Raw genomic sequence first — 21,091 nt, 5'->3', positions numbered from 1 at the left:
CCGCTCCTGCCCCGGCTCCCAGGGCATGTCAGCCGGTCGGGACGCCGACCTGCTTCCAGGCGTCGGCCACGGCCTTGACCTCGGCCTTCTTCGCGCCGGGCAGCCGCCCCGCCACATCCACCGTCACCGCGGCGAAATCGGCGAATTTCGTGGTCTCGGTCACCCGCGCGTCGCGCAGCACATCGTACCAGATCCGCCCCGCCCGCTCCCAGGCATTGCCGCCGATGGCGGTGGCGGCCAGGTAGAAGGCCCGGTTCGGAATGCCGGAATTGATGTGGACGCCACCATTGTCCTGCATGGTGTCGACATAGTCGTCCATATGGCCGGGCTGCCTGTCCTTGCCCAGCACCGGGTCGTCATAGGCGGTGCCCGGCGCCTTCATCGAGCGCAGGCCGACGCCCTGCACCTTGGCGGTGAACAGCCCCGCGCCGATGATCCAGTCGGCCTCCTCGGCGGTCTGCTTCAGCACCCATTGCCTGACCAGCGATCCCCAGACATCGGACAGGGATTCGTTCAGCGCGCCGGGCTGCTGCATATAGACTAGGCCGGCCTCGTCCTCGGTGACGCCGTGGCCGAGCTCATGGCCGATGACGTCGAGCGAGGCGGTGAAGCGGTTGAACAGGTCGCCGTCGCCATCGCCGAACACCATGCGCTGGCCGTTCCAGAAGGCGTTGTTGTAGTCCTCGCCGTAATGGACCGTGGCGTCGAGCGCCAGGCCGTCATCGTCGATCGAGTTGCGGCGATAGGCTTCGAGGAAGAAGTCGAAGGTGTGGCCCAGCCCGTCATAGGCCTCGTCGGCCGCGACGTCGCCGGACGGCCCCTGCCCTTCGGCCCGCACCAGCCGGCCCGGCAGGCTCTCGCCGTTGCCGGCGGTGTAGATGCTGCGCTGGCGCGACGGCGGCAGGGCCAGCTTGCGGTGCCGCCGTTCGGCCACGGACTGTGCCACCGCCAACCGGACGCGCATGGTGCGGAACGTCGTGTCGATGCCGAGCGCCCGGTTGGCGGCCGCCTTCTGCGCCTTGCTGCCATTGGCCAGGATGGCGCGCAGCATGTAGGGCGGCAGGATGCAGAAGATCGAGTGGCGATGCTGTCGGATGCACATGCGGATCTCCCTCTTCCGACAGACGATCATCCCCGGACGCGGGGCAGGACCGCATCACCCATAAAAGCCGCGGTGCCATCATTGGTTCCCGGCCCGATCCGGGAAGCGGTTACGCTGTCGCCGTCGCCGGCCGAGCCCGAGGACGGTAGTCCGAAAGCCCGACATAGGGGAGATAGGTGATAAGCGTCACCAGGAACGAAGCAAATGCCGCGGTGACAAGCTGCTCCCGAAAGCCGAAGTCCTTGGTCAGCCCGCCGACAACGTTTCCCATCATGAGGTTGATATAGGTGAATGCCTGAAGGGCATGCGCAACATCGGTCCCCCTGAGGCGAATCGCCTTGAAGGTCTGTCTGACCTGGAAGTCCACCCGGGCCCGGTATCGGAGAACGCCCTGCAAACCCTGGCGCGCGTTCGGGTCACCCGGCATCGCCGGCTCGAGACCACTCTCAATCCTGTCGAAGAACTGGTTGCAGGCACGAGACGTATACGATTCCAAGGCCTCGACTGCCGTAAAGAGCGCGATATATTTGCCCACCTCCCCGACGGCCTCCTTTCCGGTCAGGCCGGCCGCCTGGGCCCCGGCGCCGGTATGCGCCGCTTCGAAGGCGAGCATCACGGTCGTCATCTGAGAGTATATCGAATAGAAGAGATCGTCGGTCCCGACCGCGGTCCAATTCGGCGGCAGGTCGCCGCGACGATTCTCGGAGAGCTTGCGCATCATAGTAATCAGAGGGCGGAAGCCGATGATCAGCGGCCTCAGAGTGTTGGGCGCCAGGGCCGCGAGCCCGCCCCCGTACTTTACGGCGAGGACGGTCGCCCCGATCATCATGAGGGCGTTGGCGAAAAGCGAAAGAACTTGCTTTCTTGTCGGCACCATTCGGTCTTCTGGCGGTCGACTGCTGCTGCTGTCATAGAGCACGGTGCCACCCTTCACCGCGACCGGCAGAAAATTCAGCGCGATCATCGCCATGGCGACACGCTCTCGCGCCGTCTCGCTGGCGTCGGCGACGCCATAGGACATCGCTTCTCGCACGGACATGAGTCCGACCAGCGCCGGGACCTCGGTCGCCATAATCTTCAAGGCGCTCAGGGTGGCGCTCGACAAGGATGCGCTCGCCGCCTCGTCCTCCTCAGTCACGCCGAGTCTTTCAATTTCTCTTTCAATTACCTCAGCGGCCTGCCTCAACGCCGCGGGATCTGGTAGGGACGCCTCACCGCCCGGGGCGACCGGCTCGATCCCGTGCGACGGCTCGGTCTGTTCGACGCCCGGCTCCTGCGGTTGCGTCGTTGTTGCTGCCGTGGCGTCCGTAGGCGATCCGGGCGGAGGCGTTGCTGGCAATGCATTGATGGCGTCGAGAAGCGCCTGGCTGTCCAGATCTTCTGCAATCTTCACAAGGCGATCGATGTTTTCGTCGACTTCCGTCCTTCGTTGCTCGAGGCCCAAGAGCTCCAGCCCCAGATCTCCTTCCGATTTTTTTTGCTTTGCAGTTTTAGCTTTAACGTTTTCCATAGCAATATTTGTTTCCGTAATATTATTAGCAATTTCTTGTATATTTCGTTGAATTTCTTGAATACTATGGTCTCCTTCAATATTTTCTTGTTCAATTTTTTGCATTTCAGTAAAACTGTCAAACGATTTTTTGTTATTCGAGTTGTATTCATCCATAAGAGATTGAAGCTCTTTTGTTTTTGGGTTTTCACCGTCTACAAGGCCAGCCAAAACACCAATGGTGTCGGTCGCTTTCTGTTTTTCTGCTTCCAGTTCTTCCAGTTCGGCCGTGAGCTCGGCGAGCGTCGCCTCGCTGGCTGCTATCTTCGCTGCTTCTTCGGAACGTTCGTTTTCAAGGCGGACACGGAGGGCCTCAAAGGCTGCTAGCCTTGCCGCCATGACCTCTTCCGAAGCCTCCGCATCGACCGATGGGTGTTCGAGAGCATCGATCTCTCTCTGCAGGTCTGCTGCTTTTTCGGTCGCGCCTGCTTTCTCCGTCTCGGCTGTCGTCTGTTTCGCTGTTGCCGCATCCATCTCCCGCGTCAGCTCGGCTGACCTTTCGGTGAGGGCAGTACGGCGCTCGACGATCAGAGCCTTCAATTCGCCCGGCTCCCTGCGCCCGCCAACCTCGCCCAGCGCGATCCCCTGGCCGTCCAGCTCGGTTCTGACGCTCTCCCACACTTGCGCGTATTCGTCGTGCAAGCGCATTATCTCGGCGTCATAGCGGCCCTTGTCGGCCGATAGCTGATCATGCTGTCGTGTGCGCGCGGCCGCGTCCTGGTTCTGGCTGGCCAATTGACCAGCCAGTTGGCTGTCCTCGGCAGTAAGGCTGGCCAGTTGGGCGAACTGCTCTTTCTGCGTACGCTCGAGTTGGGTCAATTCCGCGACAAGTGCCTGGTGCTCTGTTTGGCGCATCGACTGATTGGTGCTCACGAAGCCCATGTCTCGCTGCGCTTGTTTGAGTTCTTCGTCCGTGTCGCGCCGGACCAGCCCCCGCCGAGTCTGCACGGTGCCGCGGGTCAGCTGGTCAGGGGCAGTGCCGATGCCCAGGACAGCGACCAACCATCGGTTGAGAGCCTCGTCCTGGGCTGTCGGCGCTGGCGCTTGCCCTTGGCTTCCCTCGCCAATAGGCGGCTGTCCCGAATTGTCTGTCATCGTTCTCTCCCAACGCTGCTCGCAAACCGAGATTGTTACGCCTGACACGATCCCGTCAGGATTGGCCCGAAGGACAGCGATGGGAATTCCGCTTTTGATATGGGCCGATGCGCGGCTCGGATGCCCGTGCCGGCCCTCACCCGATCTCGCTGCACGAACCCGGCCTCTCCCGCCTGGCCAGGGTTTCGATCGGCAGGGCGGTGTCGGCCAGGTCGGCGTCGATCCGGTCGGTCTCGGTCAGCCGGACCCACAGATCGGCGGTGAGCCGCTCCTGGGCCTCGGGCTTGACGACGGCGACGGCGCGGGACACGCCCTGGGCGACGGCGTGGCGCCGGTCGTCCTTCCTGTCCTGCAGCCGGCGCCGGTGGGCGTCGGCCTTGCGCCGCTCCTCTTCCCGCTGCAGGTGAAGCCGAGCCTTCAGCGCGGCGGATGCCCAGCGCGGTGCGGTTGAAGCCGACCTCGGCCTTGCCGGCGCGGTCGAGGTCGCCGGCCGCAAGGGGCGGCGAGCGCTTGAGCCTGGAAGGCCCGGGCCAACTCCATGGCGAGCTCGGACAGCACCTCGACGTCCCGGGCGTCCGCCTCCGTGGTCGGCGATCCGGCGGAGGGAGTCCGGGCTTTGGTGGCATTGACCATTTCTACAATAGAACAAAAAGGGAACATTGAGCCAACCAGATCCGCACAGGATCCCTGGTCCGTCAGCGTGCGGTAGCGGCCGTCTTCGACGGGGCGACTTCAGTTTGCGTACGGACGCCAAGCACGAGTGGATCGGTCGCGACGATAAAGCGTTGGGGAAATCGGATGATCGCCGCCTTCGACCTGACCGATGATCTGCCGCAGTTGTTCGACGCCGGGTTGAGATTGCGCATCGCAGAACGCGAGGATGTCTCGATTGGGAATGGCTATGATGAACCCGTTTGGAGCGAGATGGGAGAGGTATTCGTCCCACAGCGCATCGACGAGAATCAAGCTCGCTTCAAAATTTCCACCGAAGAAGACAGCAAAGGTGTCGTCATAGGGCTGAACTTTCGCACCCTTCTCCTTCAACAACGCTGCCAAGTTGTTGACCGCGCCCTGGTGCAGAACGGTCTCAGTCATCCCGCTACCCACCAGATGTCGTCGCTGGATATACTGAAAATGATTTCCCTGATCGACCAAGTAACCCACCAGAAGACCGTTGTTCAGGTTGGAGATGACCGGGGCGTCGAGTTCCGCTAGCGCAACCGCCATCTCAGCATTCGGAAGGGAAGGCATCAGGTACGCAATGGCCCGCCTGCAAAGGCTTTCATTCGATGTGCTCATCTCGGCTCGCCGGTCTGATACGCCAATATCCAAAGCACAGTCCGTCCCCTATTCCAACCAAGGCCAGAATGTCTTCCCTCACGCCGCCTCCCGGTCGCGGCGCAGGCCGTCCTTGCGCATCTGCTCCGGCGTCGTGCCGGTCAGGCGGTGGAACATGGCGATGAAGGCCGAGGCGTTGCCGTAGCCGAGCCAGCGCGCCACCGCGCCGACCGACGCCCCCTCCTCCAGCCGCGACAGGGCGGCGACCAGCTTCATCCGCTGCCGCCATTCGGCGAAGGACATGCCGAGGTCGCGCTGGCAGTGGCGCGACAGCGTGCGCTCGGTGGTGCCGGTGATCCGCGCCCATTCGGCCAGCGACCGGCGGTCGCCCGGCTCGCGCTGCAGCGCCTCCAGCACGGTGCGCAGCGCCGGGTCGTCGGACAGCGGCAGGTAGGAGGAATGGCGCGGCGCCAGCCGGATCTGGTCGACCAGCACCTGCGCCAGCCGGAGGTCGGCCTCGCTCTTCGGCACCTTCACGCCGCGGGCGTCGACATCGGCCAGGATCGCCTTGATCAGCGGGCTGAGCGCCAGGGTGCAAGGCTCGGCCGGCAGGTCGGCGCAGAGTTCGCGCACGACATAGACCGAGACGTAGCGCACCGCGTCGCGGTTGTGGCACGCATGTACGATGTCCGGCGGGGTCCAGATCGCGTAATGCGGCGGCGACAGGTAGCGCACGCCGCCGACCGTCGCCACCATCAGGCCGCGGACGGCGTAGTTGAGCTTGCCCCAGGGCAGGCACGCCTCCGGCCACACCATGCCGGCCGGATAGTCCTCGGTCCGGAACGACAGCGGATCGGGCGGTTCGCCGCGCAGCGCGGGCATGCGGGCCATGTCCTGTCCTCTCGATCACCTGTCCGATCATCGTTATATATCTCGAACCGGCCAGGCGCTAGGGTCGCGTCATGTCCGCATCCCACACCCCATCGACCACCCCATTGGGCTGGTTCGCCCTGCCGGTCGTCACCGTGGCGATCTGGTCCGGCAACGTGGTCGTCACCAAGCTGGCGGCGACCGCGGTCCACCCGAGCGTCATCGCCTTCGAGCGCTGGGCCCTGGCGCTGCTGCTGCTGACGCCGTTCCTGATCCGGCCGGCGTGGCGGCTGCGGCGCGAGATCCGGCCGCATCTGGCGAAGCTGGCGATGCTGGGGCTGCTCGGCATGGCGGCCTATCAGGGGCTGGCCTATTTCGCGGCGGAGACCACCTCGGCCACCAAGATGGGCTTCGTGGTGTCGCTGGTGCCGCTCCTGACCATGGCGCTGTCGAGCCTGCTGCTGGCCGAGGCGCCGACGCCGGGCATGGTCGGCGGCGGCGCCCTGTCGCTGGTCGGCCTGGCGCTGCTGCTCGGCCAGGGCGATCCGCTGGCGCCGTTCAGCGGCGGGCTGGTGCCGGGCGACGGCATGATGCTGATCGCCTGCGTCGCCTATTCCGGCTACAGCGTGCTGCTGCGGCGCTGGCCGATGCCGCTGCCGGCCTGGCCGTCGCTGTACCTGCAGATCGGCTTCGCCGCGCTGTTCCTGCTGCCCGGCTGGCTGCTGGCGCCGGCGGCGCCGCACAGCATGACGGCGATCGGGATGATCCTCTATGCCGGGATCCCGACCTCGATCCTGGCGCCGTATCTGTGGATGCAGGCGATCCGCCTGCTCGGCCCCAGCCGCACCAGCCTGTTCATCAATCTGTCGCCGGTGATGACCGCGGCGATCGCCGTGGCGGTGCTGGGCGAGAGCCTGCACCCGTACCACCTGGCCGGCGGCGCCCTGGTGCTGCTCGGCGTCGTCCTGGCCCAGCGCTTCGGCCGGCGCACGGCGCGGCCGGTCACGGCTGCCGAGGCCGCCGAGTGAAGCGGCGCCGCCCGCACCGGGGCGGCGCCGTCTTCGCCTATTTCCAGCCGTGCTCGGTGCCGAACTTGCGCAGGGCGCGCTCATGCTCGCGGCGCAGCTGGGTCAGCTGGCGGGTCAGGTCGCGGCCGAGGACCTTGCCGTAATCCTGGCCGGTCTTGGCCTTGTCCCAGTCGTTCTCGACGAAGCGGGCGTCGACCCGGCCGGAGCGGCTGACCGACACCGGCGTGCCGGTGAAGCTCTTCGCCGCCTTGGTCAGCTCGGCCACGAAGGTGGCGTCGTCCAGGCCGCTATAGGCCTTGCCCTCGGAATCGCCGATGTTCAGGAAGAACAGGTCGTGGCCGAAGGCGGTGTAGCCGCCGCCCAGCCCCTTGTTCACCGACGCCGCATGCTGGAAGAAGGCCTGCGCCTCGTCGCCGCTCGGCGCGTGGTCCTTGAAGGTCACCACGGCATAGGCGGTGTTGCCCTGCCCTTCCGGCGTGAAGTCGGTGATCAGCACGCTCCACTGGCGGAAGGTGTAGCCGATCGCGGCGGCGAACAGGTCGGCGGTCTTCGCGTCGGTCTCGAAGGCCGATTGCAGCGAGGCGTTGGTCTCGAGCTGGTAGCCGCCCGGCGTCAGCTCGGTCTCCACCTGGTCGGCCGGGATGTTCAGCAGCGCCAGGATCTTCGGCATCTCGGTGTCCTTCACCTGCTCGGTGAAGGCGGCGCGGTCGGCATAGCTGGCCTTCTTGTCGTCGAGGCCGAGCGGCTTGAAGGTCAGCACCTCGTAGGAGAAGAGCTGGGTCGGGCCGACCGGCTCGACCGGCGCCGGCGCGGGCTTCGGAGCGCAGGCGGCGATCGCGACGGTCGTCGCCAGGCTGGTCGCGAGCGCGACGGTTCTGAGAGATCTGAGGAACGTCATGATGTGGATTTCCCCTCCGGACCGGAGCGAATCGCCCCGGCCGGATATAGGAATGCAGGGCCGCCCCGGTTGCAAGGCGAGAGCGCGATTTGCCGATGACGCCACGATGCGATACCAGAGGGCATCCGCCGGAGACCGCTGATGACCGACCGTCCCGAAATTCCCCCCGATGCCGCCGAGGCGACGCGCCGCCTGATCGAGGTGATGGCGCGGCTGCGCCATCCCGAGACCGGCTGCCCCTGGGACGTCGAGCAGAGCTTCCGCACCATCGCGCCCTACACGATCGAGGAGGCCTATGAAGTGGCCGACGCGATCGAGCGCGACGCCATGGACGAGCTCAAGGACGAGCTGGGCGACCTCTTGTTCCAGGTCGCCTTCCACTCGCGCATGGCGGAGGAGCGCGGCGCCTTCGACTTCGCCGACGTCGCCGCCGGCATCGTCGACAAGATGATCCGCCGCCACCCGCATGTGTTCGGCGACGCGCCGGTCGACGCCGACGGCATGCCGGCGCAATGGGAGCGGCAGAAGGCCGAGGAGCGCGCCGCCAAGGCCGAGGCCGAGGGCCGGCCGGCCGGGGTGCTGGACGGCATCGCCGGCGGCCTGCCCAGCCTGACCCGGGCGCTGAAGCTGCAGAAGCGGGCAGCGCGGGTCGGCTTCGACTGGACCGACCCGGCCGACATCCTCGACAAGATCGAGGAGGAGGTCGGCGAGATCCGGGCAGAGATCGACGGACGGGCGCCGAAGGAGCGGATCGAGGACGAGATCGGCGACCTGCTGTTCTGCGCCGTCAACCTGGCCCGGCGCACCGAGGTCGACCCCGATTCCGCCCTGCGCCGGACCAATGCCAAGTTCGAGCGCCGCTTCCGCCACCTGGAAGCGGCGCTGCGGGCCGAGGGCCGCGATCCCGCCGGGGCCAGCCTGGACGAGATGGAGGCCCTCTGGGTCGCCGCCAAGCGGGCGGAGACCGCCTAGCCCGCTCCGCTCAGAGCACGAAGTCGCCGGCGAGCAGGGCGAACGTGCCGGTGAGGGCGATGTGGAAGTCGGAGGCGCCGTCGCCGTTGACGTCGCCGGCGATGGTGGTGACACCGCCGACCGCGGAGTAGCGCAGTTGTCCGGCGACGCCGGTGTAGAGGCCGGCGCCGATGAAGGTGAAGGCCTGGTTGCCGGCCGTCCCGGTATCGGCGTCGATCAGCGACAGGTCGACCTTGTCCGCCTGGGCCTGGCTGAAATCGGTGACCACGTCCCGGTTCGCCCCGACCACGCTCTCGCTGGTGGCGGCATAGACGAAGCGGTCGGCGCCGCTGCCGCCGGTGAGCGTGTCGCGGCCGGCCAGGCCGCGCAGCGCGTTGGCGCCGCCGTTGCCGGTCAGCGTGTCGGCGAAGTTGGAGCCGTTGACGTTCTCGATCGACGCCAGGATGTCGCCCTGGGCGTCGCCGCCCGTGCCGGTGCCGGCGGCCAAATTCACCGTCACCGCGGCGGCGCTGTTGTAGTAGGACGCCAAGTCGGTTCCGACGCCGCCCTCGAGCGTGTCGGCCCCGGCCCCGCCGCGGAGCAGATCGTTGCCGCCATAGCCCCGCAGGGAGTTGGCACCGCTGCTGCCGGTCAGGCTGTCGCCGCCGAGATTGGAGCCGGAGAGGTTCTCGATCCCGGTCAAGATGTCGTCCTCGGCGTTACCGCCCGTGGCGGTGCCGGCGGCGAGATCTACCGTCACCCCGGAGGCACTCTCATAATAGGTTGCGGTGTCCACCCCGTCACCGCCCTCGAGGCTGTCGCCGCCGGCCCCGCCGCGCAGCAGATCGTCGCCGGGATGGCCGACCAGGCTGTCGCTGCCGGCCATCCCGCTGAGGCTGTCGTTGCCGTTGAAACCGTAAAGGGTGTTGTTCGCGGCGTTTCCGGTCAGGGTGTCATCGGACCCGCCGCCGACAATCCCTTCGATATCGGTGCCGATGACATCGCCCTCGGCGTCACCGCCCGATGCCGTCAGCGTGGTCAGGTTCACGGTCACGCCGGCGCTGCCGAAACTGTAGCCGACGAGGTCGGAGCTGGCGCCGCCGTTCAGCCTGTCCGCTCCGGCCCCGCCATAGAGCGTGTCGCTGCCGTCGCCACCATCCAGCACATCGTCGCCGTTTTCACCGTCGAGCGCATCATTGCCGGCCAGGCCTGAGAGGGTGTCGTTGCCGTCGCCGGCATAGAACTGGTTGGCGACGGCCGATCCGGTCAGCGTGTCCGCGAAACCGGAGCCGCGGACGTTCTCGAACGTGTCGTCGATCACGTCGCCCTCGGCGTCGCCGCCCGAAACCGCCACCGTCGTCAGGTTGACCGTCACGCCGGCGCCGCTCTCGCTGTAGTTGAGCGTGTCGATGTCGCCCCCGCCGAACAGCATGTCCGCCCCGGTCCCTCCCGACAGAAAATCGGCACCGTCGCCGCCGACCAGGACATCGTCTCCGGCGTAGCCGCGGAGGCCGTCCCTGCCGCCATTGCCGACGAGTTCGTTGCGCTCGTCCGACCCGTAGAGGCTGTCGTCGAAGCCGCTGCCGATGATGTTCTGGATGCCGACGCCGATCACGTCGCCCTGGGCCTCGCCGCCCGACGCAGCCAATGCGGCCAGGTCGACGTACACGCCGGCGCTGCTGCGTTCGTAGACGATCGTGGTGATCGTGGTGCCGCTGCCGCCACCAATCAGCGTGTCCGCCCCGGGGCCGCCCTCAAGCACTTCGAAGCCGGCAATGAAGGACTCGCCAGCATTCAGATAGTCGTTGCCGTCGCCGCCGCTCAGCGCGTCCCCGCCGGGGCCACCGTCCAGGACGTCATCGCCACCCAGCCCCTCGAGTCTGTCGTCGCCGAAGCCGCCGGTGAGCGCGTTGTTTGCGGCCGATCCGGTCAGCGCGTCGCTCGCAGCCGAGCCGACGATGTTCTCGACGTCGGTGCCGATCACGTCGCCCTCGGCATCGCCGAAGCTGCCGGTGCCGCCGATCGCGACCGACACCCCGTCGGGATTGTAGCCCTCGTCGTAGAGGATCGTATCGATGCCGGCGCCGCCGCTGTACGTGTCCGCCCCGAAGCCGCCGTCGAGGATGTCGTCGCCGCCGAAGCCGTTGAGCGTGTCGTCGTCCAGCGTGCCCAGGAGATAGTTCGGGTTGTCGTTGCCGTTTATGACTGCCACGTCCCCCTCCCAACGCAAAAATATAACGATGACACTATGTCGGAATCACAAAGGTGGCCCCCGGCCCGCCCCTGCTCGCTCCATTGTCCCAGCATGAGCCAGACCGGGTCAAGCCGGGGCCTGCCGCCGGCAGGCGGAGGCCGCTTGGCTTGACGGCGTTTCCGGCGCCGTCGGCTCAGAGCACGAAATCGCCGGCGACGAGAGTCAGGTTTCCGGTGAGGGCGATGTGGAAGTCGGAGGTGCCGTCGCCGTTGACGTCGCCGGCGATGGTGGTGACGCCGGGGCTTGTCACGGCGTAGCGGAGCTGCCCGGCCACGCCAGTGAACAGGCCGGTGCCGATGAAGGTGAAGGCTGCGTTGCCGAGCCCCCCGCCATTCGCGTCGATCAGCGACAGGTCGATCCGGTCGCCCTGGGCGTGACTGAAATCGGTGATCCGGTCGGCATTGGCCCCGACCGCGCTCTCGCTGGTCGCCTTATAGATGAAGCTGTCCGCGCCGGCGCCGCCGGTGAGCGTATCGCGGCCGCCCAGGCCACCCAGCGCATTGGCGGCGCTGCTGCCGGTCAGGGTGTCGTCGAAGCTGGAGCCGTTGACGTTCTCGATCGAGGCCAGGACGTCGCCCTGGGCGGCGCCGCCGGAGGCGGTGCCGGCGGCAAGGTTCGCCCGCACCGCAGCGCTGCTGTTGTAATAGGACGTGAAGTCGACTCCACTGCCGCCGTCGAGCCTGTCGGCCCCAGCCCCGCCGTAGAGCCTGTCGTCGCCGCCCCAGCCGCTCAGGACGTTGGCGCCGCTGCCGCCGGTCAGCGTGTCGCCACCGATATTCGAGCCGGTGAGGTTCTCGATGCCGCTGAGGGTGTCGCCCTGGGCGTCGCCGCCCGTGCCGCCGCTGAGAGTGACCGTCACCGCCGAGGCGCCGGTGTAATAGGACGCGGTGTCCACTCCGGCGCCGCCGTCGAGGACGTCTTCGCCGGCCCCGCCGCGGAGCAGATCGTTGCCGCCCCCGCCCCGCAGCGTTTCGTAGTGCCAGTTGCCGGTCAGCGTGTCGTTGAAGTTGGAGCCGATGACAATCTCGATGTCCCTCAGGAGATCCCCCTGGGCGTCGCCACCTGTGCCGGTGCCGGAGTTGCCGAACGGGCCGGCATTGGCGGCGAGATCGATCGTGACCCCCGACGCACTGTCGGAATACGTCACGGTATCCAGATCCTGGTAACCGCCATCGAGGATGTCGGCGCCGGCGCCACCACGGAGCACATCGTTGCCGTCGTAGCCGTACAGGACGTTGGCGCCGCTGTTTCCGGTCAGCTTGTCGCCGCCGATATTGGAGCCGAGGACATTTTCGATGCTGATCAAAGTGTCGGTCAGATTGTCGCCGCCCGCACCGATCCCGAGGGTGAGATCGACCGTCACCCCCGAGACATCGTTGATATAGTTCGCTGTGTCCACCCCGCCACCGCCATCGAGGGTGTCGTTGCCGGCCCCGCCTTCGAGCGAGTCGCTCCCGGCCCCGCCGCGCAGAACATCGGCGCCGGCCAGGCCGATCAGGGTGTTGCCATTGCCGTCGCCGGTCAGGGTGTCGCCGCCGGCATTGGTGCCGGTGACGTTCTCGATCCCGATCAGCGTGTCGCCCTGGGCGTCGCCGCCGGTGCCGGTGCCGGTGGTGAGATCGACCGTCACCACGGATGCGCTGGCGTAATAGCTCGCGGTGTCCACCGAGTCACCGCCGTCGAGCGTGTCGGCACCGGCCCCGCCGCGGAGCAGATCGTTGCCGCCCTCGCCCCGCAGGACGTTGGCGCCGCTGTTGCCGGTCAGGGTGTCGCCACCGACATCGGAGCCGATGAGATTCTCGATGCCGATCAGGATGTCGCCGTAGGCTTCGCCCAGCGAGCCTTTCCCGGTGCTGAGATCGACCCGTACCGCGTATGGGGCGTCGTAATAGGTCGCGGTGTCCAACCCGTCACCGCCATCGAGGGTGTCGTGGCCGTCCCCGCCGCTGAGCACATCATCGCCGCCACCGCCGCGCAGGACATTGTCGCGGTAGCCGCCGATCAGGGTGTCGCCGCCGATATCGGAGCCTGTGACATTCCTGATGTTGTACAGGGTGTCCCCCTCGGCGTCGCCGCCCGCGGCGGTGAAGGCCTTGAGATCAATCGCCACCCCCGACGCGCTGTCATAATAGGTTGCGATGTCCCCCAGCCAGTAGTCGCCCGTGAGGCTGTCGGCGCCGGCCCCGCCGTGCAGCAGATCAATGCCTTCACCGTTGCTGACGCTGCCGCCGTACAGCACATCGTCGCCGTCGCCGCCATTGAGCACGTCGTTGCCGTCCATACCGGAGAGGCTATCGTCGCCGCCGAAGCCGTTGATCGTGTCGTCGTCCGACGTGCCGTTGATAACGTTCGGGTTGTCGTCGCCGTTGATGATCGCCACGTGACCCTCCCGATAAGACGTAAAAATATTGAGACAAATATCTGCGTTCGGGGCAACCGTACCGCCCCTGCTCGGCCTATTGTCCTAGCAGGGGCCGGGCCGGGTCAAGCCTGGAGGGCGGACGGACGGGTCAGACGCCGAGCAGTTCGACGTCGAAAATCAGGGTCGCGTTCGGCGGGATCACGCCGCCGGCGCCGCGGGCGCCATAGCCCAGCGCGGCCGGGATGACCAGGCGGCGCTTGCCGCCGATCTTCATGCCCTGCACGCCTTCGTCCCAGCCGCGGATCACCCGGCCGCCGCCGAGCGGGAAGCGGAACGGCTCGTTGCGGTCCTTGCTGGAATCGAATTTGCGGCCGGCGCTGCCGTCGGCGTTCTGCAGCCAGCCGGTGTAGTGCACGGTCACGGTGACGCCGGCCTTCGCCTCGTCGCCGGTGCCGACCTCGAGATCCTCGTATTCCAGCCCGGAGGCGGTGGTGGTGCGGGACATGGTGCTTCCTTCTCGGGTTGGTGTCGGGTTCGGCCGGGCTCAGGCCGCGGCCGCGATCTCGCCCATGGCGGCGCGGGCGGCGCGCCAGCTGGCCTCGTCCGGCGCCACCAGGATCGGGCCCTGGCGCAGCGTCGGGCGGTAGCGGGTGGCGTCGAGCACCGCGGCCCAGCCGCCGGCCTCGGCATGCAGCAGCGTGCCGGCGGCATGGTCCCAGGGGAACAGCTTGCGATAGGCCAGGATGTCGATCCGGCCCTCGACGGCATCGATGTAGTCGGCGCCGGCGCAGTTGACATGGATGTGCGAGGCGACGGCATCGCGCAGCCGCATCACCGCCACGGCGTAGCCCGGCGGCCGCTTGGCCAGGTTGAAGCCGCCGCGCAGCGTCGCCAGCGGGCCGGGCGCGGCCAGAGTCTGGCGGCGGCCGTCGATGAAGGCGCCTTCGCCGCGGATCGCCCAGGCGGTGCGGTTCTCGATGGGCAGGTGGATCCAGCCCATCAGCGTCTCGCCCCGATGCACCAGGGCGACGATGGTGCCGAAGCGCGGCCGGCCGGCGACGAAATTGGCGGTACCGTCCACCGGGTCGACGATCCAGACCGGGTCGTCGCCGTCGATCAGGTCGAGTATGGCCGGGTCCTTGGCATAGGCCTCCTCCCCGACCACGAGTGAGCCGGGCAGCAGCCCGGGCAGCCGCGCGGCCAGGCGGATCTCGCTCTCCTGATCGGCGATGGTGACGAGATCGCCGGGCGCCTTCTCCATCACCGCCCCCTCCTCCAGCCGGCCGAAGCGCGGCAGGATCAGCTCCTGCGCGGTCTCCGCGATCAGGGCGGCGACCGTGTCGATCTCGGGCAGGCGCAGCATCGAAGAGCTCTCAGTGACGGGGGGCGATGCCGAGCTGGCGGTGCAGCCGCGCGGCGTCGTTCGGGTGGAGGCGGACGCGGATGAAGAGATGGGCGCCGTCGTCGCGCGCCTCCAGCACCTCGCCGTGGCTGTGCAGCCAGGCCAAAGTGCGGCCGTCGGCGATGTCGAGCTTGACCGTCATGGTCTCGCGGTCGGCGTTGATGCGGCGGGCGATCAGCTCCATCAGCCCGTCGCAGCCCTCGCCGGTCAGGGCCGAGATCACCGCCGCGTCATGGCCACGCCGGCGCACCGCGGTCGACAGGGTCTCGCGCTCATGCTCCGGCAGCAGGTCGGCCTTGTTCAGGACCTCGATCACCCTGCCGTCGGAATCGATGTCGATGTCGAGGTCGCGCAGCACCCCCTCGACATCCTCGCGCTGGGCCTCGGTGTCGGGATGGGCGATGTCGCGGACATGCAGGATCAAATCGGCGACCTGCACCTCCTCCAGCGTCGCCCGGAAGGCGGCGACCAGATGGGTCGGCAGGTCGGAGATGAAGCCGACGGTGTCGGACAGGATGATCCGCCGCCCCTGCCCTGCCTCGATCGACCGCATGGTCGGGTCGAGCGTGGCGAACAGCATGTCCTTGGCCAGCACCGTGGCCCGGGTCAGGCGGTTGAACAGGGTCGACTTGCCGGCATTGGTGTAGCCGACCAGCGCCACCACCGGATACGGCACCCGGGCCCGCGCGTCGCGGTGCAGCGACCGGGTGCGGCGGACGTCGTCGAGCTGGCGCTTGATCTGGATGATGCGGTCGTCGATCTGGCGGCGGTCCAGCTCGATCTGGGTTTCGCCGGGGCCGCCGAGGAAGCCGGCGCCGCCGCGCTGGCGCTCCAGATGGGTCCAGGACCGGACCAGGCGCGAGCGCTGGTAGCTGAGATGCGCCAGCTCGACCTGCAACTGGCCCTCGCGGGTGCGGGCGCGCTCGCCGAAGATCTCGAGGATCAGGCCGGTGCGGTCGATCACCTTGACCTTCCAGCGCCGCTCCAGGTTGCGCTGCTGCACCGGGCTGAGGGTGGCGTCGACCACGACCAGACCGGCCTCGGTGGCGGCGACCACGCTCGCCAGCTCCTCCAGCGCGCCCTCGCCGATCAGGGTCGAGGGCTGCGGCCGCGACACCCGGACGCAGCGGGCCTCGGCGATATCGAGCGAGATCGCGCGCGCCAGCCCGACCGCCTCCTCCAGCGAGGCCTCGGCGGTCCGCCCTGAATCGTTGCGGGTGCCCGGCAGAACCGGGTGGATGACGATGGCGCGTCCCGAGGACGCGCCATCCGCACCGGCATTTGGCCCCAGAGTTTGGCCCAAAGGGATCAGGCCTCTTCCTTCTGCGGCTCGAACAGCTGGATCGGATGCGCCGGCATCACCGTCGAGATCGCATGCTTGTACACCAGCTGCGAATGGGCGTCGCGGCGGAGCAGGACCGAGAAGTTGTCAAACCAAGTGATGATACCCTGCAGCTTCACCCCGTTGACGAGGAAGATGGTCACCGGGATCTTGTTCTTCCGGACGTTGTTGAGGAACACGTCCTGAACGTTCTGTGCCTTTTCCGACATTAGTTGGATCCTGCTGCTTGATTTTATTGGAGCCCCGAGGGGCCCGAGCCACACGATGTGGCACCGTCCGACAATATGGGAAGCACCGGCCCGGAGAAAAGGGAACAATGGTGCATTGTCATGTTGCGCCGGCACCCGCCGCATGCGCGACATAGGCGTCCAGCAGCCGTCGGCCGAGCGGGCCGGGCGTGCCGTCGCCGACCGTGCGGTCGTCGATTTGCAGGATCGGCGTGACGAAGCTGGTGGCGCTGCTGAGGAAGGCCTCGCGCGCGGCAAAAGCCTCCTCCAGGCTGAACGGCCGCTGTTCGAAGCGCAGCCCTTCCGCCGCCGCGATCCGCAGGATCGACTGCCGGGTGATGCCGTTGAGGATCTCGTGGCTGGCCGGGCGGGTGACCAGCGCGCCGTCGGCGGTCAGGATCCAGGCGTTGGACGAGGTGCCTTCGGTGACGAAGCCGTCCTCGTCGACCTGCCAGGCCTCGAAGGCGCCGCGCTCCGCCGCCTCCTGCTTGCCCAGCACCTGGGGCAGCAGGCCCACGGACTTGATGTCGCGGCGCTTCCAGCGGATGTCGGGGATGGTGATCACGCGCACGCCGGTCCGGCCATGCGGCGCCAGCGTCGCCCGCCGCGTGGTCATCACCAGGGTCGGCCGGACCGCGGCGGGGAAGCGGAAGTCGCGCGGCGCGACGCCGCGAGTGACCTGGAGGTAGATCAGCCCGTCGCGCACGCCGTTGCGCTGCAAGAGCTGCCGCATCAGCAGCCGCAGCACTCGCCGCTCGCACGGCCAGGCGATGCGCAGTTCCTGCAGCGAGCGGTCGAGCCGGTCGAGATGGCCGTCCTCATCGATCAGGAGGCCGCGGCGGATGCACACCACCTCGTAGACGCCGTCGGCGAACTGGAAGCCGCGGTCCTCGATATGCACCGCCGCCCGGGCATGCGGCACATAGCGCCCGTTGACATAGGCGTCGCGCGCCATTCCCCGATGTCTCCCGTTCCTCTGCGGCCGTCAGTCGACCAGCTTGCGGTCGCCGGCGCCGTGCACGCCCAGGCTCTTCATCTTGCGATGCAGGGCCGAGCGCTCCATGCCGATGAACTCGGCGGTGCGGCTGATGTTGCCGCCGAAGCGGGTGACCTGGGCGATCAGGTACTCGCGCTCGAACAGCTCGCGCGCGTCGCGCAGTGGCAGGCCCATGATCTCGCTGCCGCGGTCGCCGCGCAGCACCGCCGGGGCGATGGCGCCGATCTCCGGCGGCAGCATGTCGGCATGGATCGGCATGCTGTTGTCGCCCGCCGCCATGATCAGCAGCCATTCGACGACGTTGCGCAGCTGCCGGACATTGCCCGGCCAGCTATAGGCCTGCAGCGCCGCCATCGCGTCCTCGCCGACCTGGCGCGGCATCAGCCCCTGGCCGTCGGCTGCGCGCTGCATGAAATGGCGGGCCAGCAGCGGGATGTCCTCACGCCGGCTGGCCAGCGGCGGCACCGCGATCGGCACGACGTTGAGCCGGTAGTACAGATCCTCGCGGAACCGGCCCTCGGCGATCTCGCTCGGCAGGTCCTTGTTCGAGGAGGCGATCACCCGGACGTCGACCTCGACCTTGGTGGCGCCGCCGACGCGGACGAAGGTCTGCTCCTGCAGCACCCGGACGATCTTGCCCTGGGTGGCGAGCGGCATGTCCGCCACCTCGTCCAGCAGCAGCGTGCCGCCATGCGCCTGCTCGAAGGTGCCGACCTTGCGCGTGGTGATGGCGCCGTCGACCATGACCTCGACGCCGAACAGCTCCTCCTCCAGCCGGTCCGGATGCATCGCGGCGCAGTTCAGCGCGATGAACGGGCCCTCGGCGCGCTTGGACAAGGCGTGCAGCTGGCGGGCCACCACCTCCTTGCCGACGCCGGCGGGGCCGGTGATCAGCACCCGGCTGCCGGTCGGCGCCACGCGCTCGACCTGCTGGGTCAACTGGCCGATCATCGGCGACGCGCCGACCAGCTCGACCTCGGTGCCGGCGCGGAGCCGCAGCTCGGCATTCTCGCGCCGCAGCCGCGCCGCCTCGATGGCGCGCTCGACCATCAGCAGCAGCCGATCCGACTTGAACGGCTTCTCGATGAAGTCGTAGGCGCCGTGCTTGATGGCGGTGACCGCGGTCTCGATGTTGCCGTGGCCGCTGATCATCAGCACCGGCACGCCGGGATGGTCGCGCCGGATGATATCGAGCAGCTCGAGCCCGTCGATCGGGCTGCCCTGCAGCCAGACGTCGAGGATCACCAGGCTGGGCTGACGGGCGGCAAGCTCGTGCTGCGCCTGCGTCGTGTCGCCGGCTTCCCGCGTCGTATAGCCTTCATCGTCCAGGATGCCCGAGATGAGCATCCGAATATCCGCCTCGTCGTCGACGACGAGAATGTCATGCGCCATGGCCCACCGCGTCCTTGGAGCCCGCAGCTGTCACCCGATCGGTCGATGCATCCGGCTCGTCGCCGGTTGGAACGGCCGGCACGCCCGCCTGTTCCAACGGAAAGACGAGGCTCACCCGGGCCCCACCGCCCGGGCGGTCCTCGAGGACCAGCCGGCCGCCGTGATCCTCCATGATTTTCTTGACGATGGCGAGACCCAATCCGGTGCCCTTCGTGCGGGTGGTGACATAGGGTTCGGTCAGCCGGTCGCGGTCGACCGTAGGCAGGCCCTTGCCGTTGTCCTCGACCGTGATCCAGGCCTCGCCGTCGGCATAGTCCAGCACCATCCGCACCTGCCCCTTGGGCAGGTCGCGGCCCTCGGCGATGCGGCCCTCGATCGCGTCCGCGGCATTCTGCAGCAGGTTGGTGACGGCCTGGGACAGCTGCCGGGAATCGCACGGCACCAGGGGGCGGTCGTCGGGCTGGCTGAAGGCGAAGCCGATCTTGGCATGGGCGTTGCGCTGCAGGAACATCGCCTGCTGGCAGGTCTCCGACAGGTCGATCGTCTTCATCACCGGCGTCGGCATGCGGGCGAAGGCCGAGAACTCGTCGACCATCCGGCCGATGTCGCCGACCTGCCGGACGATCGTCTCGGTGCAGGTGATGAAGGTCTGCGGATCGTCCGTTATCTGCTTGAGGTATTTGCGCTTCAGCCGTTCGGCCGAGAGCTGGATCGGGGTCAGCGGGTTCTTGATCTCATGCGCGATCCGGCGGGCCACGTCGGCCCAGGCCGCCTTGCGCTGGGCCGAGAGCAGCTCGGTGACGTCGTCGAAGGTGACGACGAAGCCCTGAATCTCGCCGTCCAGCCGTTCCGCGGCGATGCGGGCCAGGAGGGTGCGCAGCTCGCCATGGCGGCGGATCTTCACCTGGCCCTCGACCACCCGGCCCTGGCGGCTGCGGGCGTTCTCGATCAGATCGGCCATCTCCGGCACCGCCGCCTCCAGGGGATGGCCGACCAGCTCATCGACCGAGCGGCCGAGCAGGTCGGTGGCGGAGCGGTTCGGCAGATGGACCCGGCCGTCCTGGTCGAGGCCGAGCACGCCGGCCGAGACGCCGGACAGCACAGTCTCGGTGAACTGCCGGCGCTGGTCGAGCTGGCGGTTGGCCTCGATCAGCTCGCGGCGCTGGCTTTCCAGCTGGTTGGTCATGCGGTTGAAGGAGCGGGCCAGGCTGCCGAGCTCGTCGGTGCTGTCGCTGCCCTGGACCCGGTATGACAGGTCGCCCGCCCGCACCCGCTCCGACGCCATGATCAGCTCGCGCAGCGGCCGCACCAGCGTGTCGGCGAAGACCAGGCCGATCCAGACCGCGGCCATCAGCAGCAGCACCGCGACCGTGACGTAGATCGCGGTGAAGATCAGCTGCAGCTGCGACCGCCGCCCCTCCAGCGCCCGGTAGTCGGCGACGGCGCCCTTGGTCTGCTCGACATAGGCCAGCGCCTCCGGGTCGACCTGCTTGCCGATCAGGAGGAAGGCCTCGAAGGGAAAGCCGTTCAGCCGCACCAGCGCCCGCACCCGGTCGCTCTCGCTGTCGACGATCAGCTCGACCGGGCCGTAGCCCGTGGTGTCGGAGGACATCGCCCGCTCGAAATGCTCCTGGCCGACCATCTCCAGCTTCAGCCCCTTGGCGAAGGCCGATTCCGCGACGACCTGGCCCTTGCGGTCGATGATCCGGATGTCCGGGATGCCGTAGGTCGAGGTCATGCTGCTGAGGATGCCGACCAGGGCGGACCGGTTGCCGGAGATGAACTCCGGATACTGGGCGTAGGCCCGCTCGACGGTGTAGGCGATGCTCTGCGCGGCGTAGCGGATGCTCTTCTGGTTCTCCTCGAGATAGACCTGGGCGACCGAGAGCGATTCGTTGATCGCGGTCGAGACCCGTTCGGAGAACCAGGTCTGGACGCCGATGTTGAAGATCACGGCGGAGAAGATCGCGACCAGGATGGCGGGCGCCACCGCCACCACGGCGAACAGCGCCACCAGACGGACATGCAGGCGCGACCCGGCCGAGCCGCGGCGCCGCGCCGCCCAGATCTGGACCAGCCGCCGCGCCACGATCGCCCCGAGCATCAGCAGGATGGTCAGGTCGAGCACCAGCAGCAGCGACACCCGGTCGGCGTCCTTGCCAAACAGCGAGTTGCTGCTGAGCGCGGTATAGGTCGCGATGCCGGATGCGACGGCGGCGAAGATCAGCACCACCGCCAGCTTGTTCTCCAGCCCGACCCGGGCCGCCCATTGGTACAGCTGCCGCCAGAGAGAGGTCGGGCTCGCGGCGTTGGTTGTCATCGGCGGTTCTGCAGGCGCTACGGT

Annotated in this window: 17 protein-coding genes; 2 read left to right on the top strand and 15 right to left on the bottom strand. The window is 67.8% G+C overall.

Annotated features, from left to right (window positions below; translation table 11 throughout):
* Positions 1-28: 28 nt before the first annotated feature.
* The 5 genes from ACTOWL_RS08635 to ACTOWL_RS08615 form a co-directional block, all read right to left on the bottom strand.
* Positions 29-1,102, bottom strand: a complete 1,074-nt coding sequence (locus ACTOWL_RS08635; RefSeq protein WP_441320802.1) for a M4 family metallopeptidase — start codon at positions 1,100-1,102, stop codon at positions 29-31.
* Positions 1,103-1,211: 109 nt separating this feature from the next.
* Positions 1,212-3,746, bottom strand: coding sequence for a hypothetical protein (locus ACTOWL_RS08630; RefSeq protein WP_441320801.1), 2,535 nt, complete (start codon positions 3,744-3,746; stop codon positions 1,212-1,214).
* A gap of 136 nt (positions 3,747-3,882) precedes the next feature.
* Entirely contained in the window at positions 3,883-4,242 is a 360-nt protein-coding gene (locus ACTOWL_RS08625) for a hypothetical protein (protein ID WP_441320800.1), read from the bottom strand.
* A 236-nt stretch (positions 4,243-4,478) separates the two neighbouring features.
* The gene (locus ACTOWL_RS08620; protein WP_441320799.1) at positions 4,479-5,045 is read right to left on the bottom strand and encodes a DUF1444 family protein; all 567 of its coding nucleotides are present in this window, start codon (positions 5,043-5,045) and stop codon (positions 4,479-4,481) included.
* Positions 5,046-5,123: 78 nt separating this feature from the next.
* On the bottom strand, positions 5,124-5,915 hold the full coding sequence (locus ACTOWL_RS08615; RefSeq protein ID WP_441320798.1) for an AraC family transcriptional regulator: 792 nt from the start codon (positions 5,913-5,915) through the stop codon (positions 5,124-5,126).
* Between the two features lie 71 nt (positions 5,916-5,986).
* On the opposite strand from ACTOWL_RS08615, the gene ACTOWL_RS08610 reads away from it, so the two are divergent.
* A complete protein-coding gene (locus ACTOWL_RS08610) occupies positions 5,987-6,922 on the top strand; it encodes a DMT family transporter (RefSeq protein WP_441320797.1) in 936 nt (311 codons plus the stop codon).
* A gap of 37 nt (positions 6,923-6,959) precedes the next feature.
* On the opposite strand, the gene ACTOWL_RS08605 is transcribed toward ACTOWL_RS08610, so the two are convergent.
* Positions 6,960-7,820, bottom strand: a complete 861-nt coding sequence (locus ACTOWL_RS08605; protein ID WP_441320796.1) for a hypothetical protein — start codon at positions 7,818-7,820, stop codon at positions 6,960-6,962.
* Positions 7,821-7,961: 141 nt separating this feature from the next.
* On the opposite strand from ACTOWL_RS08605, the gene mazG reads away from it, so the two are divergent.
* Positions 7,962-8,792: a nucleoside triphosphate pyrophosphohydrolase gene (mazG, locus tag ACTOWL_RS08600; RefSeq protein ID WP_441320795.1), complete on the top strand. Its 831-nt coding sequence runs from the start codon at positions 7,962-7,964 to the stop codon at positions 8,790-8,792.
* Between the two features lie 10 nt (positions 8,793-8,802).
* Here mazG and ACTOWL_RS08595 read toward each other — a convergent pair whose 3' ends face one another.
* The 9 genes from ACTOWL_RS08595 to ACTOWL_RS08555 all read right to left on the bottom strand — a co-directional run bounded on the left by ACTOWL_RS08595 (position 8,803) and on the right by ACTOWL_RS08555 (position 21,067).
* Positions 8,803-10,983, bottom strand: coding sequence for a beta strand repeat-containing protein (locus tag ACTOWL_RS08595; protein WP_441320794.1), 2,181 nt, complete (start codon positions 10,981-10,983; stop codon positions 8,803-8,805).
* A gap of 175 nt (positions 10,984-11,158) precedes the next feature.
* Positions 11,159-13,405 (bottom strand): beta strand repeat-containing protein, encoded by a 2,247-nt coding sequence (locus ACTOWL_RS08590; protein WP_441320793.1) that lies wholly within the window; start codon positions 13,403-13,405, stop codon positions 11,159-11,161.
* 130 nt (positions 13,406-13,535) lie between these two features.
* Entirely contained in the window at positions 13,536-13,892 is a 357-nt protein-coding gene (locus tag ACTOWL_RS08585) for an FKBP-type peptidyl-prolyl cis-trans isomerase (protein ID WP_441320792.1), read from the bottom strand.
* 39 nt (positions 13,893-13,931) lie between these two features.
* Positions 13,932-14,750, bottom strand: coding sequence for an inositol monophosphatase family protein (locus ACTOWL_RS08580; RefSeq protein ID WP_441320791.1), 819 nt, complete (start codon positions 14,748-14,750; stop codon positions 13,932-13,934).
* Positions 14,751-14,760: 10 nt separating this feature from the next.
* The gene (gene hflX / locus ACTOWL_RS08575) at positions 14,761-16,092 is read right to left on the bottom strand and encodes a GTPase HflX (protein WP_441320790.1); all 1,332 of its coding nucleotides are present in this window, start codon (positions 16,090-16,092) and stop codon (positions 14,761-14,763) included.
* A gap of 5 nt (positions 16,093-16,097) precedes the next feature.
* Positions 16,098-16,340 (bottom strand): RNA chaperone Hfq, encoded by a 243-nt coding sequence (gene hfq / locus ACTOWL_RS08570; RefSeq protein ID WP_026870608.1) that lies wholly within the window; start codon positions 16,338-16,340, stop codon positions 16,098-16,100.
* 118 nt (positions 16,341-16,458) lie between these two features.
* Positions 16,459-17,313, bottom strand: a complete 855-nt coding sequence (locus ACTOWL_RS08565) for a D-amino-acid transaminase (protein WP_441320789.1) — start codon at positions 17,311-17,313, stop codon at positions 16,459-16,461.
* A gap of 30 nt (positions 17,314-17,343) precedes the next feature.
* On the bottom strand, positions 17,344-18,747 hold the full coding sequence (gene ntrX / locus ACTOWL_RS08560) for a nitrogen assimilation response regulator NtrX (RefSeq protein ID WP_441320788.1): 1,404 nt from the start codon (positions 18,745-18,747) through the stop codon (positions 17,344-17,346).
* The gene (locus ACTOWL_RS08555; RefSeq protein WP_441320787.1) at positions 18,737-21,067 is read right to left on the bottom strand and encodes an ATP-binding protein; all 2,331 of its coding nucleotides are present in this window, start codon (positions 21,065-21,067) and stop codon (positions 18,737-18,739) included. The genes ntrX and ACTOWL_RS08555 overlap by 11 nt, the downstream gene beginning before the upstream one ends.
* Positions 21,068-21,091 lie beyond the last annotated feature (24 nt).

This window comes from Inquilinus sp. CA228 (genome assembly GCF_052078665.1).
Lineage (GTDB): Bacteria > Pseudomonadota > Alphaproteobacteria > DSM-16000 > Inquilinaceae > Inquilinus.
The sequence above is the reverse complement of the archived record's forward strand: the minus strand, read 5'-3'. Positions and strand labels throughout refer to the sequence as shown.